Source organism: Carnobacterium sp. 17-4 (assembly GCF_000195575.1).
Classification (GTDB): domain Bacteria; phylum Bacillota; class Bacilli; order Lactobacillales; family Carnobacteriaceae; genus Carnobacterium_B.
In genome coordinates this window covers 1082668-1106121 of the sequence record NC_015391.1, presented here as the reverse complement: position 1 = coordinate 1106121, position 23454 = coordinate 1082668, and the positions used below count along the sequence as shown (strand labels likewise).

Here is a 23454-nt window from a genome sequence, read left to right as displayed (position 1 = left end):
TGAGCCTAAATGCTTTCGGACACACTTTCTTCGTTCTGAAGACCATTATTTTGCAAGCGATACATATCATAATAGATGCCATTTTGTTGAATCAACTCATCATGGGTGCCGCGCTCGACAATTCTTCCATGGTCCAAGACAAGAATTAAATCAGCATCACGAATGGTAGATAGACGATGAGCAATAGCCAACGTTGTACGACCTTTTCGCATTTTTCTGAGCCCTTCTTGAATCAGTGCTTCGGTTTCAGTATCAATATTTGCCGTTGCTTCATCCAAAATCAAAATTTTAGGATCAGTAACTATTGTACTGGCAAAAGAAATCAATTGCTTTTGCCCTGTTGAATAACTGGCTCCCCGCTCAATGACTTTAGAATCATATTGGTTCGGCAATTTCTCAATAAAGGTATCTGCTTGAACAAATTGAGCAGCTTCTTCTATTTGAAAATCTGTTATAGATGGATTTTTCAAGCGGATGTTGTCTTTGATCGTCCCGTAAAATAAAAAGGAATCTTGTAAAACTAATCCCATTTTTTTCCTTAATTCCTTTATCGGATAATTTCTAATAGGAATATCATCAATCAAAATTTCACCTTCAAAAAATTCATAAAAGCGCATCATAACATTAATGATAGAACTTTTACCACTCCCTGTATGACCTACCAAGGCAACCGTTTGTCCAGGTAAAGCAACAAAAGAAATATCGTTTAATACATTGTGTTTGCCATCATAAGAAAAACTCACATGTTTAAATTCAATTTTAGCAGCCTGAATTTCAGCGTCTGCTGTTTTGTGCTGTTGTGGTGTATATTCATCATTATCTAATACATTCAACACTCGACTGCTTGAAACTATACCATCTTGAAAGATGCTCAAGCTATCCATCATGCTCGTCATAGGATTGAAGAAGTTGCGCGCATAGGATGTAAATGCATAAATCACCCCTACACTTACAGGTCCGTTTAACGAATCATATCCAAAAAAACCTAAAATAAGAATTAGTGAAAGGGTATATAGAAAATCGATCACTGGACTTAATAAAATTGAATTTGTCTTCACCATTGCATAGCGTAATTTATAATAATCCATATTCGTTTCATCAAACTCTTTTTGTAATCTTTTTTCTTGACGAAATTGCTGGATAATACTCATTCCATTAACTGATTCAGCTAATTTTGCATTTAACAAACTTAATTTTTCTCTCATATTTCGGTACAATCTTGAACTAAACTTTTGATAATACCATATGACCACTCCTAATATCGGGATCAACGCAACGATCCATAGAGAAATCTGAACATTCAAAAGCATCATAGCAATAAGAGATGTGATAACGCCCAGCATCCCTTGTATGATCGTCAGGAATACCGACCAAAATTCTTTAATGGTTTCTGTATCATTTGTCACTCTTGTAACAATTGAACCAGCAGGAGTTTGATCAAAAAAACGCATACCTAAAGTGTGCAGTTTTTTAAAAATTGCATTACGGATATTTTCTACTGTTTGTTCAGAAGCCATATTATATAAATAAAGATTCAGGTACCAAAAAACAATTTTTACCATCGTCATACCAAAATAAATTAAAGCAAACATTCCAATAATTTGATTTGTTGCCGTCCCTTTTGATAAATAATTGTCAATAAACACCTGAAGGATCCTTGGCAAAATAATATTTGTGATAGCTAACAAAACACCAAATAAGATACCAGCTGTGAATTGAAATTTGAAGGGTGAGGCAAACGTAATGATCCGTCTTAAAATAGTCACTTGTTCTTTAGTGGTAAATGATTTTGACCAAACTGATTCTTGTTCCACTAGTCTGCACCTCCTTCAATTTTTTGTTCAAGCTGCTGACTATCAAACATCTCTTTATACCATCCATTTTGAATGAGTAAATCAGCATGTGTTCCTCGTTCAATAACCTCACCATTGTCGATAACAATAATTTCATCTGCATGCATAACACTGCTGATTCGATGAGCAGCTATAATCGTTGTTTGTTCCGAACGTTCTTTTTTCAAAGCAGATAATATTCTCTCTTCAGTTTTAGCATCCACTGCTGATAAAGCATCGTCTAGAATTAACAGCTCTGGTTTAATGATTAGCGCACGAGCAATTGAGATCCGTTGTTTTTGACCTCCCGATAATGAAACTCCCCGTTCTCCGACTACCGTATCATACCCATTAGGCATTTCCATGATATCAGAATGAATGGCCGTTAACTCTGCAGCTTTTTCAACTTCTTCTTGTGATAGTTCTGGATTAGCAAAGCGAATGTTTTCTTTGATACTCGTTGAGAACAAAAATTGGTCTTGTGGCACATAACCAATTTGCTGTAGCAAAGCATCTAATGTGTAGTCTCTGATATCTTCATTCCCATATAAAATACGTCCACGATAACGATCGTATTCTCTTAAAAGCAATTTAAAAATACTGGTTTTCCCAGCTCCTGTTTTCCCTACTACACCAAGTGTTTGTCCACGTTTCAATTCAAAATGAACCTCTTTTAGCGCCGGAACATCGGATTTAGGGTAAGAAAATTTATCAATGGAATAGTGAATATCTCCTCTTATTTCTTTTGTTAATGCTGAGGGTTTTTCAATAATTTTTGAACGTTCTAAAAGCAGTTTCTCAACTCGATTATAGCTTGCACTTCCACGCTCCAAGATATTAAATAAACGACCGATGGCAAACATAGGCCATACAAGCATAGCTATATAGTTGATAAAAGAAATTAAGTCACCAATAGTTATGGTGCCTGAGTTTATATATCTCCCACCCATTACGATGGTCAGTACATATGAAATCCCCATGATAAAAGTAATCGTAGGGTCAAATAATGAATCAATTTTATAGACTTTTCTATTTTCAGCAACTACTTGTTCCGTTTTTTGTCTGAATTCTTCTACGTCTTCATCTTCTTGACCGAATGTTTTTAAGACTTTCATTCCTGATATACTCTCTTGCGCTTTATCATTCATATTAGAAAAAGCCGCTTGCGCTCCTCTAAATCGCTCATGGAGTTTTGAACCCAAAACACGTGAGGCTATAGCAAGCAATGGGAGTGGTATCAACGCAATCAACGTTAATCTCCAGTCAACTACTAGAGCCATGGCAATGATCGTTGTACCCCCCGTAATAATTGAATCAGCTAAGGTCAATATCCCACCACCTGCTACATTTCGAACTGCTGTTAAATCATTTGTTGCATGTGCCATTAAATCCCCAGTACGATATTTTTGAAAAAAACTATTGTCCATTTCAGTAAAGTGATTAAATAACCGTGTTCTAAGTATCCGTTCCAATTTAGCAGATGTTCCCCAAATATTTACACGCCAAATGTAACGAAACAGATAACTCGCAATTGCCGCCACTACTAAAAAACTTAACCATTGGATCAGCTTTTTAGGCGTTAACGTTCCTTGACCAACTTCATCTACAATAATTCCCACTATCCTAGGAGGAATTAATTGAATAATCGCTACAAGAAACAAAAATATCACACCCGTAATATATGCCTTTTTTTCTTGTTTAAAAAACCAACCTAATTTTTTATAAATTCCCATTTTCTTCCCTCACCTCTGTACTAATGTTCATTTTAATCAAAAAACGCGAACAGATAAGTATCTGTTCGCAAGTTAGTATTATAAGGCATTATGTGCCCTTATTTTTTTTTAGTCGTTTTTGTTGTTTGTGTTTTCATTGACGACATCATTTGTTTAATTTTCTTTTCTGATGGTTTTTGTCCCATTTGCATCATTAACATACGCAACATATTTTCGTCGACTGGCGGATTTTTTTTGAAATAATCCATCATGTATTTTCTAGCAAGAAAGAAACCACCGACTGCTCCACCAACTAAGGCTAAAATAATTAAAAAAATAGCAAGACCTAAATTCATTTTTGATTCACTCCTTTCGAACCTCTCAAGACTTAATTGTACTAAATATTAATAGAAAAATAAACTAAAATTCCACTTCTTACGCTAAAAAGTCGCAATTCATCCCAATTACTCACAAAAGAAAGCCATGTAAGTTAAAATTTCAACTTACATGGCCATTTTTTTATAAGTTGTTGTATGTTTTTACAACATTTTCAACTGTAAAGCCATAGTTTTCAATAACTGTTGCTCCTGGAGCACTTGCACCGTATTTATCTATACCTACTGAAGCACCATCTAGGCCGACATACCGTTCCCAACCAAATGTGGCACCCATTTCAATAGATACACGTTTGCGTACTTCATTTGGTAAGACTGTTTCTTTGTATGCTGCATCTTGTTTGTCGAATAAATCAAAACTTGGAACAGAAACAACGGAAACATCTTGTCCGCTTTCTTTCAAAGCTTTTTGAGCTTCAATAGCTAACGCTACTTCAGAACCGGATGCCAAAAGAATTCCTTCTGGTTTTTCGCCAACTTGAGGAGAAATAACATAAGCTCCCTTGGCAACATTTGTACGCGCGCCTTCTTTAGTTCCTGGCAATACAGGTAAATTTTGACGAGATAAGACCAACATTGTTGGGTGATCAACTGAAGTGATCGCTAATTCCCAAGCAGCTACAACTTCATTTCCATCTGCTGGACGAAGAATAGATAGGTTAGGCATACTGCGTAAGCTAGATAATTGTTCCACCGGTTCATGTGTTGGTCCATCTTCTCCAACAGCTACTGAATCATGTGTGAACACGTATGTTACAGGTAACTTAGATATAGCCGCTAAACGAACAGCCGCACGCAAGTAATCTGTAAAGACAAAGAATGTTCCGCCGTAAGTTCTAGTTCCACCGTGCAAGACGATTCCGTTCATTGCAGCTGTCATCGCAAATTCACGAACACCATACCAAATGTTTCTTCCATCATATTGACCAGCTTGGAAATCTTTTACATCTGCTATCATCGTATTATTAGAGGAAGACAGATCCGCAGAACCACCCCATAAATAAGGAACTTTTTTTGCAATAGCATTTAACACTTGGCTACTTGTAACACGAGAGGCCAATGCATTGTCTCCAACTTCATATGTTGGTAATTCAGCATCCCAGTTTTGTGGCAATTCATTTTTTAAAGATAACTCGAATTGTTCAGCTAACTCTGGATATTCCGTACGGTAAGCTTCAAATGATGCCTTCCATTCTTCTTCCACTTTAGCTCCTTGATCAACCATTGTTTCTTTAAAGCGTTCCGCTACTTCAGCAGGAACAAAGAAGTCTTCGCCTTCCCAGCCATATGCTTTTTTAGCAGCTTCAATTCCTTCAGCTCCAAGTGGTGCACCATGGACTTTATGTGTTCCAGCATTCGGAGCACCAAATCCAATAATCGTTTTCACTTCAATTAGAGTAGGTTTTTTTGTTTCAGCTTTTGCAGCTTCAATTGCTGCATTAATTTCTTCTAAATCATTTCCATCTTTTACAAGAATATGTTGCCATCCATAAGCTTCAAAACGTTGTCCAACATTTTCAGTAAAGGCTTTAGATGTCGGTCCATCCAAAGATATATCGTTTGAATCATAAAGAACAACTAATTTTCCAAGTTCCAAATGAGCAGCTAAACTAGCAGCTTCAGCTGAAATACCTTCCATTAAGTCGCCGTCTCCACATAAAGAATAAGTAAAGTGATCTACAATAGCATGACCCTTTTTGTTGTACACTGCAGCTAAATGAGCTTCTGTCATCGCCATTCCAACAGCATTTGCAATTCCTTGACCTAATGGGCCAGTTGTTGCTTCTACTCCATCAGTATGGTTCACTTCTGGATGTCCAGGTGTTTTACTGTCCCATTGACGGAACTGTTTTAAATCATCAATTTTAACATCATATCCAGCTAAATGCAGCAAGCTGTATAATAACATTGATCCATGTCCAGCTGATAATACAAAACGGTCACGGTCAAACCATTTCGAGTTTTTTGGATTTACTTTTAATTGTTTAGTCCACAATGTGTAAGCCATTGGAGCAGCCCCCATAGGTAATCCTGGGTGTCCAGAATTGGCTTTTTGTATACCATCCATACTTAGTGTTCTTATTGTATTTACTGCTAATTGGTCTGTGTTATCAAACAAAAAAATCATCCTTTCGATTTTAACTCTCTTATCGTACTCTATTAGTTTACTATTATTTCACTTCAAGTGCAACGCTTTCACGGTTAGAATGTTATTAAATGGGAGAACTTCATGATTATCACATTAATGAACAAACACTCTATTATCTCCCGTGAAGACCTTTATCTTTTTGTATGTCTTTCAATTTATCGGGGGTTACGTCATTGCCTTCTTCATCTACAATTTTTACACCCTCAATGGTATTTCTCATTCCGCCTCGAAAAGCTGTTATATAATCATCTCTTAATTTTTTTTGTTCAATTTGTTCTTGAATAGTCAATCCTTTGTTTTTTGATTTATTTGCTAATTCATTTATTCGTTCTATTTGATCTTTTGGCAACATCTAATCACTCCACTTTTTTATTTATTATTCAACTATAACAAATTTCTTTGAAAAAAACACCTTTTAATCCTCTAAATCTACGAACGTTTGTTTGATTTGTTCTATCATATATGGTAATCTTAAAATGATAAAATAATAGAAACGAGGTGTTTATATATATTATGAGTAAAAATCCCGAATCAAGACAAGTTGAAGTTCTACAATATATATACAGTCAAGTTAAATTGAAAGGATACCCTCCAACTGTAAGAGAAATTGGAACGGCTGTTTCTTTATCTTCTACCTCAACCGTTCATGGTCACCTTTCTCGTTTAGAAAAAAATGGTTATATCCAAAGAGATCCCAGCAAACCAAGAGCAATAGAACTAACACAACTAGGATTATCAAAATTAGGCATTGCACTTGATAAAATACCTTTATTGGGAACTGTAACAGCTGGTGAACCAATCTTAGCTGTAGAAGAAGCGACAGATTATTTTCCACTACCTCCAAACTTGCAATTTGAAAACGACTCTCTTTTTATGTTAACCATACGTGGAGAAAGCATGATCAATGCTGGTATTTTTGATGGTGATGAAGTGATCATTCGTAAACAAAGCACAGCAAATAATGGCGATATTGTCATTGCTATGACCGTAGAAGATGAAGCAACTTGTAAAAGATTTTATAAGGAAGAAGATCATTACCGATTAGAACCAGAAAATGACACTATGAGTCCTATTCTACTTAATGAATTAACGATTTTAGGCAAAGTAATCGGATTGTATCGTAGTCATATTCAATAAAAAAACGAAGAACCGGGTTTTATCCGGTCCTTCGTTTTTTATTTTATCGTTTTAAGTGCACAACAATTTATCTTGTGGTTGCACTATAAACCTTTTTAACCTAATAAATTTTTTACAGGAGCAAAAGTTTTTCGATGAATAGGACATATTCCGTGTTTTTCTAATCCTTCTAAATGGATTTTTGTTCCATAACCCGCATTCTTAGAAAAACCATATCCCGGATATAACGTATCATATTCGGCCATCATTCTGTCTCTTGTTACTTTCGCAATAATACTAGCAGCAGCTATAGACAAACTTTTTGAATCTCCCTTGATGAAGCTTTCTTGGGGAATAGTGATTGGTAGATGCATTGCATCAATAAGCAATTGTTCTGGCTGTTGAGGTAGTTGCTCAACAGCTTCAATCATAGCCAGCTTAGTTGCTTGGTAAATATTGACTTTATCAATTACTTGATGGTCTTTTATACCAATCCCAATAGCTAATGCAGATTCTTGAATTTGGTCAAATAACACTTCTCTTTTTGCACTTGATAATTGTTTAGAGTCATTGATTTCCAGTACATTAAAATCTTGCGGCAATATGACCGCAGCTGCAACAACAGGGCCAGCTAATGGACCTCTTCCTACCTCATCGATTCCAGCAACAAATTGTGTTCCTTGTTCCCAAAAAAATTGCTCTATTTGCAGCATTTCTTGTTGTTTTTCGAGAATCAATTGTTGTTTTCTCATTTGATTTTCCCAAGATTTATACGCATTTAATACACCTTTACGTGAATCGCTCTTGATAAAAACCAATCGTTCATCATCCGTATGGGTAATGGTCGTTAGTAGTTCCTTTATTGCCGTAATGGTCAACGGTTTTTCCATTTTAGCTATCCTGCCTTTTTGGTAAAGAAATCGGCGCTATATCTAATGTGTATTTCCCAATTTTACCGCTTCTAATTTCAAAAACAATCAATTCAGCTGCACGAGTATAGTCTTCTTTATACCCTTTACGTTCGCTGATCAACATAAGCAATTCTGGCGATTCAAGATCCAATTCTTCTTCAGTTAATCTGTATCGTTTAGCAAGCATTTCTGGATTTCGAATTTTCATTTCTTCCAATCCATACATTGCAATTTCATCTAGCTGTAAAATAGTGTCTTTAATTGCTCCAGTTAAAGCCAATTTCTTTCCAATTTCAGGATCTTCAAACTTCGGCCAAAGAATTCCTGGCGTATCAAGCAATTCCAATTCTTTACCTAACTTCAGCCATTGTTGTGCCTTTGTCACACCAGGTTTATTTCCTGTTTGAGCAATATTTTTCTTTACAAAACGATTGATCAATGTTGATTTTCCAACGTTAGGAATTCCAATACTCATTGCTCGAATTGCACGAGGTTTTATACCTTTAGCGGCTCTTCTATCAAATTTTGGTTGTAAAAGCTCTTTTGCTTTTGCCATCAATTGTTTCATACCGTGTCCTTCTTGAGCAACAATTGGGACAGCCGCAATTCCTTGATCATTAAAATAGGCTACCCATTTTTTTGTTTCTAGTGGGTCCGCTAAATCACTTTTATTTAAAATGATGATTCTTGGTTTTTCTCCAATTATTTCATCTAATATTGGATTACGGCTTGATAATGGTAGTCTTGCATCTACTAGTTCAAAAACAATGTCTACTAGTTTAATTTTTTCTGTTACTTGGCGTCTTGCTTTTGCCATATGTCCTGGAAACCATTGAATGGTCATTTAATTTTCACCTTTCTATTTACACAAAAAAAAGAACCACATTATGGTATTCTTTTTTTTATTTCATTTGTTAATCCTCGTCAATTGCACCAAATTCTTTAAGTGGCCAAATACGAAGATTCGTTGTTCCACTAACAGTGGACGCATCTATAAACCCTACTTCACTAAACCGGCTATCTTTTGAATTTTGACGATTGTCTCCCATTACAAAATAAGTACCCTCGGGAACAGTTTCTTCACCTGTTTTAGCAGCTAATAAGAAGTCTTCTGTGAAATTATCTCCTGGTGTCATATTTTCGATGGAATCTTCTAAATACTCTTCTTCAACCGGTTCTCCATTGACATACAATACATCATCTTGATACTGAATCGTATCTCCGGGCAGACCGATAACCCGTTTGATATACTGTTTATCCGGCTCATCTGGAGCTGGGAATACAATCACATCAAAACGGTCTATTTTGTCAATTTTATTTAAAATCAAACGATCTTGATCTTCTAAAGTAGGTGCCATTGATTCCCCATCTACACTTACCGGAGCAAAAAGAAAGTGTCGGATTAGTAGAAAAATAATCAGTGCTACAACACAATATAGTAAGGTGCTTAGAAATTCACTGCCGCGACCTTTATTTTCTTTGCGTTTTTGACTTGGAGAAAGATGACGCGTGTTTCTGGGCTCGAAAGTATCTTCATTCTTGTGTTGATTATCAGAAAAATTAATTTTACTCAATTGCATCTCCCTACCTTCTTATGCTATTTATGGAATAAACTTAATACGATTAAATGGATAGTAAGTAATAGACGTTTCGCCAATAATCGAATCTACTGGAACACTCCCAAAATATCGACTATCATTACTTGATCTGCGATTATCTCCTAATACAAAATACTCATCTTCTGGAACTATTTGAGTTCCAGTTAACTCTTCTAAAGTGAAATCGGATGTCCATACCCCACCAGCATGATTAACTAAATTATTATCAAGAAATTTTTCCTCTATTTTTTGATCATCTATATACAACTGATCATTTTCGTAGCGAATTTCCTCTCCCGGTAACCCAATGACTCTTTTCACAAGTGTTCGATTTGACGAATCATGAAATACAACTAGATCAAATCTTTCTATATTATTATAGATGGTTCTAACTATGATCTGATCGTCCTGTTGAAAAGTTGGTATCATAGAAGAACCTTCAATAGTCATAGGAATAAATATAAAATTTCGCAGTAAAACAGTGATTGATCCAGCTAATAAAAACGCCTTAAACCATTCCCATGAAAATTCCTTCCAAGACTTTTGCCTCATTACATTCGCTCCAAATCAATCTATTTATTCTATCATACAAGAAAATCCAGAAAATAACTATTTATTTAGAACAATGATTTAACCAAAAGAGAGATAGCAAATTCCTATCTCTCTTTTGGCATCAAGTTATTAACAATCCTATTTCCTAGCTATCCCTATTTATTCAGCAGTTTTACTAGATTGCAATTCTTTGATAGCTGCCTCATATTGAGTATCATTTTCATCTATTAAGGTCCTTAATGATTCAATGAGTTGAGTAGCCGTTTCGCCTGTTACAATACCATCAACAGGTAATTTTTTATCTGTTTGAAATTGTTTAACGGCTTCTTCAGTAGATTCATCAAAATATCCATCTACTGATTCTACAGGATAACCTAACGCTTCTAATACTTTTTCTAAATTCTCAACTTCTGCGGATACATCTTTTAGTTGATACGTTTTTGAACCATCAATTATCAATAAATTGGCGTAATCTGGTAATGGTACTTCAATAGTAGGTTTAATTCCTTCTTCATTAATCCACTTGCCGCTTGGCGTTAACCATTTCGCAACTGTCATTTTCAATTCACTACTATCATCAAATGTAGCTACATTTTGAACAGTTCCTTTTCCAAATGTCTGAGTACCGATCAGTTTGACATTACCAGACTCGCTAACTGCACCCGCTAATATTTCAGAGGCACTGGCACTTCCTTCATCTATTAATAAAACAGAAGGTTCAGTCACTTTAAAGTCACCCATTGTCGCATCATCTGAAACGATTGGAATCGGTTCTTGATCTTTCTCCTGTGTTTGTAAAATAGTATCGCCATTTTCTAAAAATAAATTAGAAATACTCAACCCGGCATTTAATAACCCACCAGGATTTTGACGAACATCAAAGACAAAGGATTCAGCACCCTGTTCTCTTAGATCTTCAATCGCAGCTACTAAGTCATCATAAGTTGGTGTAGAAAAACTTGTGATGGCAATATACCCAATCGTTGGATCTTTTTCATCTAACTGGTAAACTACTGTCTCAACAGGTATGGTATCCCGCACAACAGTCACTTCAAAAGTAGAATCGCCACGTTTAATAGTTAGCACCACTTCTGAGCCTTTTTCACCTCGAATATAAGAAACAGCTTCATTTAAGTTTAAGCCTGTTAATTCTTGATCATCTGCTTTTAAAATAATATCATTTGGCAGCAATCCTGCTTTTTCAGCTGGAGAACCTGCAATAGGAGACACGATCATGACATTGTCCCCTTGTTTCATTACTTCAGCACCAATTCCTTCAAAGGAAGCAGAAATACTTTCATTTAAAGAAGTAGACTCTTCTACATCAAGGTATTGTGTATAAGGATCTTTAACAGATTCCGTCATACCAGTAATGGCACCTTCAATCAACGTTTCTCCTTCAATCCCTTGGTAGTAATCCGACATTAACGCATCATATACCTCTTGGATTTTTGCAAATTCATCTGCATTCATTTCTACGCTTACTTCTGATGAACTTAATTGATTTTTACTAGGTGATTCATCATCATTATTTGCATTTGTGACAGCCACGGTTCCACCAATTGAAAGTGCAGCAACTACTATGAGAGAAGCTCCATATGCCCAAGGCTTAATGCCTTTTTTATTCTTTTCTTCGTTTGGTTCATTCTCCATGTGTAAGCTTCCTCTCTAGTTTCAATTAATTATAGGATGCGGTTAGTTGATTTTACTGCTGAAGTTATTTTTAAATACTACCCACTTATTTAAATTTTAAAGCAGTTTCTAATGCTACGATCATCATATCATTAAATGTTGTTTCACGCTCATCTGAGGACGTTTCTTCCCCAGTAATCAGATGGTCACTTATGGTTAAAATAGCTAAGGCGCGACGATTGTGTTTAGCTGCTAATGTGTAAAGACCAGCTGCTTCCATTTCAGTAGCCAATACACCATAATCTGCAAGTTTCTTTTTGTCGAGCTCTTCATTATAAAAGCGGTCAGCAGACAAGATATTTCCTACCTTAACATCCATTCCTTGTTCGACAGCAATTTCATAAGCTGTTCTCAATAAGTCGAAATCAGCGATAGGTGCAAATTGAACTTGATCATTAAATGTATTTTTAACAACAGCAGAATCTGTTGTTGCACCTTGAGCTAAGATTACATCACGTACTTTAACGTCTTTTTGCATTCCACCAGCAGTTCCTACACGTATTAAGTTCTTCACGTTGTATCCTGTGATCAATTCTTCAGCGTAAATCATCATAGATGGAATTCCCATACCGGTTCCTTGAACGGATACTCGGTGACCTTTGTACGTTCCTGTGTAGCCGAACATATTTCTCACTCGATTGTATTGTTCTACATCTGTTAAAAAGGTTTCAGCAATATATTTTGCTCTTAATGGATCTCCTGGTAACAATACCGTTTCTGCGATTTGGCCTTCTTTAGCTTCAATGTGTACACTCATGATTATTTCCTCCTAATTGTATGGTAGTTTGTTTTTAATTATCTTTGTCCAAATAGATTTCCCAAGCTTTATCAAAAGTTGTCATTTCTTCTAAGTATGTGCCATTTAATTCTAAATAATGGCTAACTTCATGATAATCTTCTGACTGTTTTGGGAAACCATCATCTAAATAAACAGCATTTGCAAATAAGGTAACAACATCTTTTTTATGTGGATCTCTTTCAGTCATTAAATAGTGATAAAACGGACGTTGCATTGAACTAATTCCTTTCTTTACTTTGCTGATAGTGCAAACGCTCTTCTTTTTCTTGAGCATACTTTTCTGGATTTTTTTGATAAAACTCTTGATGCTGTTCTTCAGCTGGATAAAAAGGTTGAACCTCTTCAATTACTGTTACAATAGGATTTTTATACTTTCCACTTTCGCTTAACAGTTGTCTAGATTTCTCCGCAATATTTCTTTGGTTCTCATTGAGAACAAAAATGACGGGACGGTAGTTGTCGCCCCTATCTTGAAATTGACCCATTGCATCTGTGGGATCCGTTTGATTCCAATAGATATCTACCAATTCCTCATATGAAATAACTGAAGGATCAAAGGTTATTTCAACAGCTTCAGTGTGTCCAGTTGTTTGGGTCAGCACTTCTTCGTAAGTAGGATTGATGGTATGGCCTCCAGTGTAGCCTGATACAACTCTTTCAATTCCAGGTTGTTCGTCGAAAGGCGAAACCATACACCAAAAGCACCCTCCTGCAAATATAGCAGTCTCTTTCACTCGCCTCATCCTTTCCTACTTCTTCTAACTCTAATCAGCCGGAACGAAAACGTTCACTCGAATATCATTTTCAGCTAAATTAATCTTGTCAACTGAAAAATGAATACCGCTATCTAAAGTGAATTCATTTAAATTAAAAACAATCGTTTCTTGTTCACTATCAATCGCTACCCAATCCGGAATATTCAATTGATTTTCAATTTGATTCATTGCAAAAGTAATAGGAACGTTAAATCTCCCAATTGAAAGACCAGTTGCTTTAAATTGTAAATTACCATTTTCCATAACAAATGGTTCTAAAAATAACTGGAATTGGATATCATGACCAAACAATTGAAAAGTACCCACTAATTGTGCCTGCTCTTCCAATCTGAACTGATAATTAACGGGACCTTTTACAATTTTTTCATCTTTAAGGTATGAAGCTACCAATTGATTAACGTCATCTTTTTTCGTTGATATTTGAAACATGACTTCATCTTTAGTGTCTCTAGTCTCAAGATTTGGTTCTCCTATAATAATAGGAGTCATTTGAGTAAAGGCCCATATGATAATACCTAATACCACTGAAAGCAACCCTAGAAAAGCCCACTTCCAACTATTTACTTTATTCTTTTGCTGATCTCTTTTTTTATCCATAATACACCTTTTACTTTCAAAAAAATTCTTTTTAGTTATTTACGATAGCCTGGAACAATTCCTCGCCCATCAATCTATAACCGGCTCTATTAGGATGAAACAAATCTTCTTCATATAAATACGGATTGACAACTTCTGTTGCATCAATGGTTTGCTCATCCAATAGCTGATTTTCTTTTCCTTCTGACTCCGAGGATTGATTAAATAAGCTAGATATAGAAAGAAAAGCAGCATTATCTGTTTCACTTACGATTGCTTGCGTTTTTTCATTCCATTCATCTACTATTGTTTGCATTTCAGTAATTTCAGGAAAATAAACATAATAGGGATTATAGATACCAAAGACATAGATTTCTATCTTAGGATTTAATGCTTTAAACTCCGTTAGAAGACTCTTCAAGTTTTGTTGGTATGTTTTTTCTGGAGCAATAAATTTTTGCTCGTCGATAGTTAAAAAATCTTTTTTAAATGTTTGGATAATATCATTTCCACCAATGGTTAAAACGACCATATCAGCAGTTTTGATGTCTTCTTGCATCATTTCATCTTCGTAAAATCGGTTTAATATTTGGTCACTTCGATCCCCACTTTTTCCATAATTACTAGTAGTCACCTCTTGATAATTTTGAGTTTCTTCTAGTAATTCATCGACAATTGAAACATATCCTCCGCTGTTAGCAGAATCTCCAACACCTTCAGTTAATGAATCACCTATAGCAACAATGTGAAGCGGTTCTTTCTTTGTTTCTGTTGTCTCTTGATCATCATTTGAACGAGTTCGGAATAAGACTGTCAGAGTACCCACCACTAAAACAATTCCAATAATTAAAAAAAGGAAGCTTTTGAGAATTGATTTTCCTTTTTTCATAAGAAAAACTCCTTTACTTGTAAATATATGGAAATAGTATACCAGATTCTTTATTCTTCGTATACTATTTGTGAAGGGAGAATGAGTTTACTTTTTCCGTGCATATGTTTCAAAAACGTGAGGGTACTTATTGCGTTCATCTAAAACGCCCTCTTCTATTTTCTCAAGTTTCCATTTCGTCCAATCTATTTCTGGAATAAAGGTATCTCCTTCAAACTCGCCTTCGATCATTGTGCGGTGCAATACATCCACGTCATCCATAAAGAAGCTAAACACTTTCGCTCCCCCAGTAATAAACGTATCTCCAGAGTAGTCTTTTGCAAAATCCAACACTTCTTCTCGGCTGTGCATGATTTTGACCCCTTCAGCCTGATAATTAAGATCAGTAGTTAAAATAATATTGATACGGTCTGGTAAAGGACGTTTGTTCATTCCTTCAAACGTTTTTCTTCCCATCACTACAGCGTTATTTATAGTCATTTGTTTGAAAAACTTTAAATCATTTGGCAGATACCAAGGCAAAGTACCTTTATACCCAATTGCACCATTTTTATCTTGAGCCCATAAAAAAGCAATCATTTCGTTTCCTACTTTCTCTTCAGATTAAACAGCTATTGGAGCTTTTATTCCTGGATGAGGATCATATCCTTCGATTTGTATGTCCTCCATCTCAAAATCAAAGATACTATTCTTTGATTCATTCAATGCGATCGTCGGAAAGTCCCTAGGTTCTCTTGCTAATTGTTTTTTCATTTGTTCAAAATGATTTGAATACAAATGTGCATCACCTAACGTATGAACAAATTCTCCAACCTCTAAACCAACCTCATGCGCTATTAAATGTGTTAACAAAGCATAGCTCGCAATATTAAATGGCACACCTAAAAAGATGTCTGCACTTCGTTGATACAATTGGCAACTTAATTTTCCATCAGCAACATAAAATTGAAATAACGTATGACAAGGAGGTAAAGCCATATTAGGAACGTCTTCTGGATTCCATGCTGAAACAAGCATACGCCTTGAATCTGGTGTTGTTTTGATTTGTTGAATGACATCTTTCAGTTGATCTATGGTCTCTCCTTGGGTCGTTTTCCATCTTCTCCATTGAGCCCCATATACATTTCCCAGTTCACCGTATTTAGCAGCAAATGCATCATCTTCTAAAATACGAGTACAAAAGGCTTCTTTTTCAACATCATAAACAGCTTTAAATTCTTCGTCAACTAAGGCTCTTCTGCCGAAATCAGTCATATCAGGTCCCACATATTCTTCACTTTTGACAAAACGTTCAAAAGCCCATTCATCCCAAATATGGTTATTGTGCTGCAATAAATAACGAATATTCGTATTGCCTTTAATAAACCAAAGCAATTCACTTTTAATTAAACCAAAGGGGACTCTTTTCGTTGTTAATAATGGGAAACCTTTTTGTAAATCATAACGCATTTGATAACCAAAAAGACTTTTAGTTCCTGTTCCTGTCCGATCTGTCTTTACATGACCATCTTCCAAGACTTTTTTTCCTAAATTTAAATATTCTGATTCCACCATTTTACCTCCTATAAATTAATCATTCGCATATTGGCTTAAATATTCCCAACGATTCATTTTTTCTTCTAACTCTTTTTCTAAAGTGGCTACTTGTTCTTGTTGTTCTTGTAATAAACTGAAATTACTGCCCGCTTCTAACATTTCTTCTTTAAGGGTTTCTATTTTTTTTTCAAGATTAAGCATCTCTTCTTCAATCGTGCTCCACTCTTTTTGTTCTGTAAATGTTAACTTCACTTTCTCATCAACATTAATTGGTTCAGGTTCTGTAGCAACTTTTGCAACTGAACCACTATTTTGAACAGAGCGTCCTTGTTTTTTCTCTTGCTCTTCTTCTATATAATCTGTAATACTTCCATAAAATGGTCTGATTTTTCCATTGCCATCAAATATCAGCAATTTCTCTACTGTCTTATCTAAGAAGTAACGGTCATGTGAAACTGAAATAACTGCTCCAGGGAATGTTTCAATGTAGTCTTCTAAGACCGTTAAAGTTGCGATATCTAAATCATTTGTTGGTTCATCAAGCAACAATACATTTGGTTGTTGCATCAATAACTTCAATAGATACAGTCGTCTTTTTTCTCCACCTGATAATTTACCGATAAGTGTACCATGCGTATGGCGCTCGAATAAGAATTGTTCCAATAGATTAGTTACGCTGATTCTCTCACCATTGGTTGTTTCCACTTCTTCTCCAACTTCTTGTAAATAAGAGATCACACGTTTGTTAGGATTCATTTCTTCAATTACTTGCGTAAAATAAGCGATTTTTACAGTTTCGCCGACAACTATTTCTCCTGAATCTAATGGGAATTTACCAGCTAAAGCATTTAAGAAAGTTGATTTACCTGCTCCATTTTCACCGCTGATCCCAATTCGATCTTTCGTTTGAATCAACATATTGAAGTGATCTAAAATTACTTTTCCACCTAAATTAAGCGATGCATCTTTTAACTCGAATACTCTTTTCCCTAAACGAGAACCTTCTAAATTCATTTCAACTGATTCGTCTACATTAGATTGATTTAAATTGTCTTCTAGGTCTTTAAATCGACCGATCCTAGCTTGTTGTTTTGTTGAACGTGCTTTTGCTCCGGTACGCATCCAAGCTAACTCTTTCGTATACATTTGTTTTCTTTTATGATCTGCTACTACAGCTGCTTCTTGTCTTTGAGCTCTTTCAACTACATATTGTTCATAATTCCCTGTATAAAAAGTAGCATTTCCATGGAACAATTCAATCATTCGATTAACGATCCGGTCCAAGAAATAACGGTCATGAGTTACTAGCAATAGAGCTCCTCTATACGAACTTAAATAGCTTTCTAACCAAGTAATTGTTTCAAAGTCTAGATGGTTTGTTGGTTCATCTAAAACGAGCAAATCCGGTTCTTGAATCAACACTTGCGCTAAGCCGACACGTTTCTTCTGTCCACCGGATAGCGTTCCTACCAATTGCTCTAAATCAATGACTCCAAGTTTATTCAAAATCATTTTTGCGTTTGTATCAGCTATCCAAGCATTTTCATCATTCATTGCCTGTTCAGCTCTTGAATATCTATTTTGGTTTTTTTCATCCATTGGATCTTCTGTTAACAAATCTAAGGCTCTTTCGTAGTTTCTAACGGCTGCTAAGATAGGTGTATCTCCCTCAAAAACAGCATCAAAAACGGATTTTTCAAGGTTCAAATCTGGTTCTTGCATCAAATAACTGATGGTATAATCTTTTGGTTTTTGGATACTGCCTTTTTCAGCACTATCATTTCCAGTAATCACATTCAGTAGGTTCGTTTTACCAGAACCATTTACACCGATCAGACCAATTCTTTCACCTTCCATTATTGAAAAATTGATTCCATCGAATAATACTTTTTCCCCATAGGTTTTTGTTAAATTCTGTACTTTTAATTCTTTCATCTTTTATCTCCACTTTCCTCTATCAAACATTTTCATCCATCTCTAACATTCTACCATTTTTTATTCATAATATCTTTAAGTTACTCTAATTAAGTTTTATTAATCAGTTTTTTAAATTGTGCTAAATCCTCATGAATGGTTTCGACTAATCCTCGATTATAGAAAATGGACGCCGGATGAAACGTTGGAAAAACGGCATAGTGTTTTTCAGTCCAAGTATACGTATCGTCTTCCGAAGAAGCTAAACACATTACTGGCCCATGATACAGTTTTCCATGCTGCTCAGAAACTTTCATTTTTGGACCAAGCAACCTTTGTAATCCAATATTTCCCATTGTCAAAATATAAGGTGTCTGGATTGTTTCTACTTCATAATCTAGTAAGGGAGCATGAGCAATCAGTTCTTGTTTAGTTGGTGGGCGATTGTATTTTCGATACACAAGTTGCTTGGTTTTACGATCCATTTTTTCTTTATAACGGTAAGGACGACTTCTAAAAGCACTTGTGATATAAACTTCTGTGCGATCAACTTCTAATAGTTCAAAAAAGCGCATAAGTTCCTTGCCCGCCCTTCCAGAAAAAGGAATACCGTTCACTGCTTCTGTCTCTCCTGGAGCCTCTCCTACTAATAAAAACTTAGGATTAATAGGTCCTTGCCCATAAACAAAGCCCTCAACACTAAACTCCTGCGACCGTTTCTTAGCCAGTTCAACTAAATGACTTGTTAACACCGTATTCAAATCAATCAACCTCCTGCCTGTAGTTTAGCGTATTTTATCCAAATAAGTGAACTATTTGCGTACTCTATTTTTGAACCATACATCATTGACGAATGTAGCGTTTATTCCTATAATAGCATTAGGTCCTTTCTTATATTTCTGTTAAGAAAATTGACTCGATTCTACTTGAACAGCTTATTAGGGGAGGGTGTCGTAGATGGAACAAGGAACAGTCAAATGGTTCAGTAATGAAAAGGGTTACGGATTCATTGAATACAACGAAACTGAAGACATTTTTATTCACTTTACAGGAATCGATAATGGAGAAGACTTTAAATCGTTAAGCAGCGGACAACATGTTTCTTTTGAAATTTTAGAAGGTGCAAGAGGCCCTCAAGCAACTAAGGTTATCGTTGTTGACTAACCGCACCCTTTTAATTAGAGTGATTTTTTAAAAACACCTAAAAAAACGATACACCTTTAGGCGTATCGTTTTTCTTATTCAAATTTAGAGAACTCGTCCCACTGATTTTTCTCTTCTAAAAAAATCAAAGGTGCATTCTTTTTTAGATACTCATAAAATTTCATTTTGTTTTTTTGTTTAAATAAATATGAACTACTTTATCTTGATTTAAAAATAAACTAACTTCTCTTTTAGCAGAAAAGGTTATTTTTTTTATTTCATTTATTGGAATACACTTGTTGCGGATTCCTCTATAATAACTAACTTTCAAACTGTTGTTTTTTATCCGTAGAGTAGAACCTAAGCCATAAAATATAAGTATTCCAACAAGGATCGCCAAGAAAATCAGTATTAAATTAAACGTTTGTGTTTCCAAAGCTACAATAAGTAGCGAAAAAAATAGTAACCAGCAAATTGACCAATAAATAACTTGAAAAGCTGGTTCTAATGAAAGGGAAAATTTTACTCTAGAATTCTCATCCAATACGTTGCGCTCCTTATACGAAAGTAATGTTAGTCTAACATACCCCAACTTAAAAACCCATTTAAACGAAAGGAAATGAACGGAATATGATAAAAATATACACAGACGCTTCTACAAAAAACAATCCTGGACCTAGCGGTGTAGGGATTGTTGTCAGTGCCGAAAACAGATATGAACAATTATCTATTCCACTTGATAAAGAAATGAGTAACCACGAAGCTGAATTTGAAGCAGTTATAAAGGGACTTGATTACTTAATTGATCATCAACTAACAGATGAGACTTTAATGATGTATATGGATAGTAAATTAGTAGCATCTGCAATTAAAAAGAATTACGTGAAAAAAGATATGTTCCAAGTCTATCTCGTCCTTATTAAAGAAAAACTCCGTCACTTTCCTTTATTTTTTGTTCAGTGGATTCCGCAATCTCAAAATAAAGGAGCCGATCAGTTAGCGAGACAAGCCTTGCAGAAATTACTTTTAAAAAACTAACCCTCATAAGAAAAAAACTTTTCTTATGAGGGTTAGTTTTTTTATTTCTTATTTTATTTATGCGCGAGGTGCTCTAGGAGGACGTTCGCCCCAAAATTGGAATAAGTCCGTTCTTAAAGCTCCATTATACAATTTACGCTTCTTAGTAGCTCTTTCACCATAGAAGGTTTCAAAAGCTAAATCACTTGTAATGATGTATTTGCTCCATGTTTTTAGCGGACGATAAACTTGTCCCATTTGTTTGTACAAGTAGTGAACTTCATTTTCTTCACCTAATCGTTCTCCATATGGAGGATTAGCCAAGATTACACCGTATTCTTTTTCCGTCGTAAAATCAGCTACTTGCATTTGTTTGAAGGTAATACTGCTTCCTACTCCAGCTTCATTCGCATTTTCTTTCGCAATTTCAATCATAGTGCCATCAATATCTGAGCCCATAATATCCAGTTCGATATCATGATCTACTGCAGCTTCTGCTTCAGTGCGAACTTCTTCAAAAACGCTTTGATCAAACCATTCCCACTCTTCGCAGCTAAATGATCGATTAGAACCAGGTGCAATATTATGTCCAATCAGTGCTGCTTCAATGACGATCGTTCCTGACCCACAAACTGGATCATAGAAAGGACGGTCTTTACGCCAATTAGTCAGTTGAACCAGCGCAGCAGCCATATTTTCTTTTAACGGTGCCCCACCTTTAGCAGAACGGTATCCACGTTTGAATAAACTTGGCCCTGTAGTATCTAGTGTTAGAGTAACTTTATCTTTCAATAAAGCTACTTCAAGTTGATACAAAGCACCTGTTTCAGGTAAACGTGTATTACGATGATAAACTTCGCTCAAACGATTAACAATTGCTTTTTTTACAATCGCTTGACAATCCGACACACTGTACAACTTTGATTTTATAGATTTTCCAGCTACAGGAAAATTAGCATCCATTGGCAATAAATCTTCCCAAGGCAATGCTTTTGTTTTTTCAAATAACTCATCAAATTCATATGCATCAAATTCGCCAACGATAATTTTGACACGATCAGCCGTTCTTAACCAAAGATTTGTTTTAGCTATATCTTTTTCAGTTCCTTCAAAAAAGACTTTACCGTTCTCTACTTGGCAATCATAGCCTAATGCTTTGATTTCTTTTCCTACCAATGCTTCTATTCCGCTGGCTGCCGTTGCAACAAGTTGAAATGTTTTCATATAATTAATTTCTCCAATTCTTTTCAATTTCTTTACATAAATATAAAACCCTCCAAAAAGGAGGGTTCTATACCTGAATTTGTAAATTTCTGTAAGCCATGTTCTGTCTCAGATAAAAAGTCAGGTCTGTTTTATCCGGAGGTAATTATCTGTCTGCAATTACTGCCTCTTCCATCGGTTCAATTCCCTAGGAAAAGTGCCCCTACCAAAGTTTGGGTTGCTCGCTCGAGGGGTTTACCGCGTTCCACCAATACCGTTTCCCGTATTGCTTCGTCACTGTGGCACTTTCAAGAATACTCAAGCATAGTTTTACAACCTTAGCTCTTTTTTCTGCCGTCTCTCTATACTTAAATAGAGGCCCTGGCTTATGATTTCGCCAGGCACGAACACTACAAGCATCGCAGCTTGTGCGAGCATGGACTTTCCTCAGTTTAGTCAAGCTAAACCGCAATTACCCGAAATTTACAAATGTGTTTTATGTGCGAATCATTTTTGATTCATTTTAAGAATATACTGATTAAAGTTCATCTTCTGTTTCATCTAATTTTGATCCAAAGACATGACGTTCTAAATTAGATAGACGTTTTAGGATATCAAAATTAGTCACTGTACTATTTGGTTGAGAAGAATAGCTAGGTTTACCAATTGAAGCTTGTTTTGTTAACTCATCAATTTTACTTAATAAACGATCATTTTCAGCTTTTAATTGAGTGATCTCTTTATTGTAGGATTCATAATCACGAATCACTTCATCTAAGTATTCATCTACCTCAGTTGGGCTGTAACCGCGCATATTTGTTTTAAATTCTTTTTGAAGAATGTCTTTTGTTGTTAATGCTCTATTTGCCATGTTTACACCTCTTTGTTTGCTTCATCTTCTAACAAAACATTGTTCTTATTTCTCATTATAACAAAGATTATGAGAAATAAAAACTTATTTTTACATTTATATTGCTCTTGCAAAAATAAACTACATAAAAGAACTATTTTCATAAAATTAAATCACTCAATTAGTACTCTTCTTCTATACTACTATTTTGTAATTGGTCAACATCTATCAATCGCAATTCGAATTCCGATGTTTCTTGTTTCTTTTTTATTGCTTGATAAACAAACTTAGTTTTCCCTTCAAATTCAGGGTCATATACCAATAGTGCTGCTTGACAATGATCTAATAGAAACGCTTGATGGTTCTTTAGTTGGGATGGATCTTGATACGTTTGGTGAGAAGTTGCCTCAACATAGTCTGCTAATTTTTTCAACTCCATCAACTTACTTTGGTTCTTTTCGTTCCAATTTGAACCAAACTCTAAAAATGGAAAAATAATGCCCACTTTAATGTTTGGGTACTCTTTTTTCAAATCATTTACAACTTCAATAGCCCATTGTTCTGTGCCAAACTGCGCACTTGTTAGAACCCATTCAATTCCTTCTTCAATAAACTGACTAATTTCTTGTTTCAAACATTTCTTTATTACTGCTACTTTCGGATCATCATCCTTAAATACACCAAGTTCAAATGTCCGATATCCGCTAATATATAAGTTTCTCATAAACTCATTTGATTCTCCTTTTCTTTAAAGGCCGTTCTTTGATATAATGAACCTTAGGAGTGTGATTTCA

Annotated in this window: 26 protein-coding genes and 1 other RNA gene; 3 read left to right on the top strand and 24 right to left on the bottom strand. The window is 35.3% G+C overall.

All coding sequences use genetic code 11. The features are described from left to right. Positions 1-5: 5 nt before the first annotated feature. The 5 genes from CAR_RS05400 to CAR_RS05380 all read right to left on the bottom strand — a co-directional run bounded on the left by CAR_RS05400 (position 6) and on the right by CAR_RS05380 (position 6440). Positions 6-1814 (bottom strand): ABC transporter ATP-binding protein, encoded by a 1809-nt coding sequence (locus tag CAR_RS05400; protein ID WP_013710707.1) that lies wholly within the window; start codon positions 1812-1814, stop codon positions 6-8. Beyond that, entirely contained in the window at positions 1814-3565 is a 1752-nt protein-coding gene (locus CAR_RS05395; protein ID WP_013710706.1) for an ABC transporter ATP-binding protein, read from the bottom strand. Before CAR_RS05395 ends, CAR_RS05400 begins: the two co-directional genes overlap by 1 nt. A gap of 98 nt (positions 3566-3663) precedes the next feature. Next, the gene (locus CAR_RS05390; RefSeq protein ID WP_013710705.1) at positions 3664-3900 is read right to left on the bottom strand and encodes a YneF family protein; all 237 of its coding nucleotides are present in this window, start codon (positions 3898-3900) and stop codon (positions 3664-3666) included. A 163-nt stretch (positions 3901-4063) separates the two neighbouring features. Further along, positions 4064-6067, bottom strand: a complete 2004-nt coding sequence (gene tkt / locus CAR_RS05385) for a transketolase (protein ID WP_013710704.1) — start codon at positions 6065-6067, stop codon at positions 4064-4066. A 133-nt stretch (positions 6068-6200) separates the two neighbouring features. After that, entirely contained in the window at positions 6201-6440 is a 240-nt protein-coding gene (locus CAR_RS05380) for a DUF896 family protein (RefSeq protein ID WP_013710703.1), read from the bottom strand. A 161-nt stretch (positions 6441-6601) separates the two neighbouring features. Here CAR_RS05380 and lexA point away from each other — a divergent pair, with 161 nt between their 5' ends. Continuing rightward, positions 6602-7225 carry a transcriptional repressor LexA gene (gene lexA / locus CAR_RS05375; protein ID WP_041556267.1) on the top strand — a complete coding sequence of 208 codons (624 nt, stop codon included), beginning with the start codon at positions 6602-6604 and terminating at the stop codon, positions 7223-7225. A 95-nt stretch (positions 7226-7320) separates the two neighbouring features. Here the strand turns inward: lexA and CAR_RS05370 are convergent, their stop codons facing one another. The 14 genes from CAR_RS05370 to CAR_RS05305 all read right to left on the bottom strand — a co-directional run bounded on the left by CAR_RS05370 (position 7321) and on the right by CAR_RS05305 (position 19208). After that, entirely contained in the window at positions 7321-8094 is a 774-nt protein-coding gene (locus CAR_RS05370; RefSeq protein WP_013710701.1) for a ribonuclease HII, read from the bottom strand. 1 nt (position 8095) lies between these two features. Further along, positions 8096-8959, bottom strand: coding sequence for a ribosome biogenesis GTPase YlqF (gene ylqF, locus CAR_RS05365; RefSeq protein ID WP_013710700.1), 864 nt, complete (start codon positions 8957-8959; stop codon positions 8096-8098). 70 nt (positions 8960-9029) lie between these two features. Further along, complete coding sequence (gene lepB, locus CAR_RS05360; RefSeq protein WP_013710699.1) at positions 9030-9695, bottom strand: signal peptidase I; 666 nt, start codon at positions 9693-9695, stop codon at positions 9030-9032. Positions 9696-9716: 21 nt separating this feature from the next. Next, positions 9717-10265: a signal peptidase I gene (gene lepB, locus CAR_RS05355; RefSeq protein WP_041556265.1), complete on the bottom strand. Its 549-nt coding sequence runs from the start codon at positions 10263-10265 to the stop codon at positions 9717-9719. Between the two features lie 159 nt (positions 10266-10424). Beyond that, complete coding sequence (locus CAR_RS05350) at positions 10425-11918, bottom strand: S41 family peptidase (RefSeq protein WP_013710697.1); 1494 nt, start codon at positions 11916-11918, stop codon at positions 10425-10427. Positions 11919-12003: 85 nt separating this feature from the next. Beyond that, a complete protein-coding gene (gene deoD, locus CAR_RS05345; RefSeq protein WP_013710696.1) occupies positions 12004-12714 on the bottom strand; it encodes a purine-nucleoside phosphorylase in 711 nt (236 codons plus the stop codon). Positions 12715-12748: 34 nt separating this feature from the next. Then, complete coding sequence (locus tag CAR_RS05340; protein ID WP_013710695.1) at positions 12749-12970, bottom strand: YozE family protein; 222 nt, start codon at positions 12968-12970, stop codon at positions 12749-12751. A gap of 4 nt (positions 12971-12974) precedes the next feature. Next, on the bottom strand, positions 12975-13490 hold the full coding sequence (msrA, locus tag CAR_RS05335; protein ID WP_443101007.1) for a peptide-methionine (S)-S-oxide reductase MsrA: 516 nt from the start codon (positions 13488-13490) through the stop codon (positions 12975-12977). A gap of 30 nt (positions 13491-13520) precedes the next feature. Next, entirely contained in the window at positions 13521-14129 is a 609-nt protein-coding gene (locus CAR_RS05330) for a YpmS family protein (protein WP_013710693.1), read from the bottom strand. Positions 14130-14160: 31 nt separating this feature from the next. After that, entirely contained in the window at positions 14161-14997 is an 837-nt protein-coding gene (locus CAR_RS05325) for an SGNH/GDSL hydrolase family protein (protein ID WP_013710692.1), read from the bottom strand. An 87-nt stretch (positions 14998-15084) separates the two neighbouring features. Further along, a complete protein-coding gene (locus CAR_RS05320) occupies positions 15085-15576 on the bottom strand; it encodes a dihydrofolate reductase (protein ID WP_013710691.1) in 492 nt (163 codons plus the stop codon). A 24-nt stretch (positions 15577-15600) separates the two neighbouring features. Next, complete coding sequence (locus tag CAR_RS05315; RefSeq protein WP_041556263.1) at positions 15601-16548, bottom strand: thymidylate synthase; 948 nt, start codon at positions 16546-16548, stop codon at positions 15601-15603. Positions 16549-16566: 18 nt separating this feature from the next. Next, complete coding sequence (locus CAR_RS05310) at positions 16567-18468, bottom strand: ABC-F family ATP-binding cassette domain-containing protein (protein ID WP_013710689.1); 1902 nt, start codon at positions 18466-18468, stop codon at positions 16567-16569. Positions 18469-18557: 89 nt separating this feature from the next. Continuing rightward, positions 18558-19208 (bottom strand): uracil-DNA glycosylase, encoded by a 651-nt coding sequence (locus CAR_RS05305; protein ID WP_148229386.1) that lies wholly within the window; start codon positions 19206-19208, stop codon positions 18558-18560. A 196-nt stretch (positions 19209-19404) separates the two neighbouring features. On the opposite strand from CAR_RS05305, the gene CAR_RS05300 reads away from it, so the two are divergent. After that, positions 19405-19611 (top strand): cold-shock protein, encoded by a 207-nt coding sequence (locus CAR_RS05300; RefSeq protein ID WP_013710687.1) that lies wholly within the window; start codon positions 19405-19407, stop codon positions 19609-19611. A gap of 160 nt (positions 19612-19771) precedes the next feature. Here CAR_RS05300 and CAR_RS05295 read toward each other — a convergent pair whose 3' ends face one another. Further along, positions 19772-20134, bottom strand: a complete 363-nt coding sequence (locus CAR_RS05295) for an EbsA family protein (RefSeq protein ID WP_013710686.1) — start codon at positions 20132-20134, stop codon at positions 19772-19774. A gap of 86 nt (positions 20135-20220) precedes the next feature. Between CAR_RS05295 and CAR_RS05290 the strand changes: the two genes are divergently transcribed. Next, positions 20221-20628 (top strand): ribonuclease HI family protein, encoded by a 408-nt coding sequence (locus CAR_RS05290; protein WP_013710685.1) that lies wholly within the window; start codon positions 20221-20223, stop codon positions 20626-20628. Positions 20629-20685: 57 nt separating this feature from the next. Here the strand turns inward: CAR_RS05290 and CAR_RS05285 are convergent, their stop codons facing one another. The 4 genes from CAR_RS05285 to CAR_RS05275 form a co-directional block, all read right to left on the bottom strand. After that, entirely contained in the window at positions 20686-21840 is a 1155-nt protein-coding gene (locus tag CAR_RS05285; protein WP_148229439.1) for a THUMP domain-containing class I SAM-dependent RNA methyltransferase, read from the bottom strand. 78 nt (positions 21841-21918) lie between these two features. Beyond that, positions 21919-22294, bottom strand: an RNA gene (rnpB, locus tag CAR_RS12915) — RNase P RNA component class B. 54 nt (positions 22295-22348) lie between these two features. After that, positions 22349-22681 (bottom strand): cell division regulator GpsB, encoded by a 333-nt coding sequence (gene gpsB / locus CAR_RS05280; protein WP_013710683.1) that lies wholly within the window; start codon positions 22679-22681, stop codon positions 22349-22351. Between the two features lie 160 nt (positions 22682-22841). Further along, positions 22842-23384 carry a DUF1273 domain-containing protein gene (locus CAR_RS05275; protein WP_013710682.1) on the bottom strand — a complete coding sequence of 181 codons (543 nt, stop codon included), beginning with the start codon at positions 23382-23384 and terminating at the stop codon, positions 22842-22844. Between the last annotated feature and the right edge of the window lie 70 nt (positions 23385-23454).

Bases quoted from the DNA above. Each gene is read 5' to 3' on its own strand.
- CAR_RS05395 (WP_013710706.1), bottom strand. From the start codon at position 3,565: ATGGGAATTTATAAAAAATTAGGTTGGTTTTTTAAACAAGAAAAAAAG.
- CAR_RS05390 (WP_013710705.1), bottom strand. From the start codon at position 3,900: ATGAATTTAGGTCTTGCTATTTTTTTAATTATTTTAGCCTTAGTTGGT.
- tkt (WP_013710704.1), bottom strand. From the start codon at position 6,067: ATGATTTTTTTGTTTGATAACACAGACCAATTAGCAGTAAATACAATA.
- CAR_RS05380 (WP_013710703.1), bottom strand. From the start codon at position 6,440: ATGTTGCCAAAAGATCAAATAGAACGAATAAATGAATTAGCAAATAAA.
- lexA (WP_041556267.1), top strand. From the start codon at position 6,602: ATGAGTAAAAATCCCGAATCAAGACAAGTTGAAGTTCTACAATATATA.
- CAR_RS05370 (WP_013710701.1), bottom strand. From the start codon at position 8,094: ATGGAAAAACCGTTGACCATTACGGCAATAAAGGAACTACTAACGACC.
- ylqF (WP_013710700.1), bottom strand. From the start codon at position 8,959: ATGACCATTCAATGGTTTCCAGGACATATGGCAAAAGCAAGACGCCAA.
- lepB (WP_013710699.1), bottom strand. From the start codon at position 9,695: ATGCAATTGAGTAAAATTAATTTTTCTGATAATCAACACAAGAATGAA.
- lepB (WP_041556265.1), bottom strand. From the start codon at position 10,265: ATGAGGCAAAAGTCTTGGAAGGAATTTTCATGGGAATGGTTTAAGGCG.
- CAR_RS05350 (WP_013710697.1), bottom strand. From the start codon at position 11,918: ATGGAGAATGAACCAAACGAAGAAAAGAATAAAAAAGGCATTAAGCCT.
- deoD (WP_013710696.1), bottom strand. From the start codon at position 12,714: ATGAGTGTACACATTGAAGCTAAAGAAGGCCAAATCGCAGAAACGGTA.
- CAR_RS05340 (WP_013710695.1), bottom strand. From the start codon at position 12,970: ATGCAACGTCCGTTTTATCACTATTTAATGACTGAAAGAGATCCACAT.
- CAR_RS05330 (WP_013710693.1), bottom strand. From the start codon at position 14,129: ATGGATAAAAAAAGAGATCAGCAAAAGAATAAAGTAAATAGTTGGAAG.
- CAR_RS05325 (WP_013710692.1), bottom strand. From the start codon at position 14,997: ATGAAAAAAGGAAAATCAATTCTCAAAAGCTTCCTTTTTTTAATTATT.
- CAR_RS05320 (WP_013710691.1), bottom strand. From the start codon at position 15,576: ATGATTGCTTTTTTATGGGCTCAAGATAAAAATGGTGCAATTGGGTAT.
- CAR_RS05310 (WP_013710689.1), bottom strand. From the start codon at position 18,468: ATGAAAGAATTAAAAGTACAGAATTTAACAAAAACCTATGGGGAAAAA.
- CAR_RS05300 (WP_013710687.1), top strand. From the start codon at position 19,405: ATGGAACAAGGAACAGTCAAATGGTTCAGTAATGAAAAGGGTTACGGA.
- CAR_RS05290 (WP_013710685.1), top strand. From the start codon at position 20,221: ATGATAAAAATATACACAGACGCTTCTACAAAAAACAATCCTGGACCT.
- gpsB (WP_013710683.1), bottom strand. From the start codon at position 22,681: ATGGCAAATAGAGCATTAACAACAAAAGACATTCTTCAAAAAGAATTT.
- CAR_RS05275 (WP_013710682.1), bottom strand. From the start codon at position 23,384: ATGAGAAACTTATATATTAGCGGATATCGGACATTTGAACTTGGTGTA.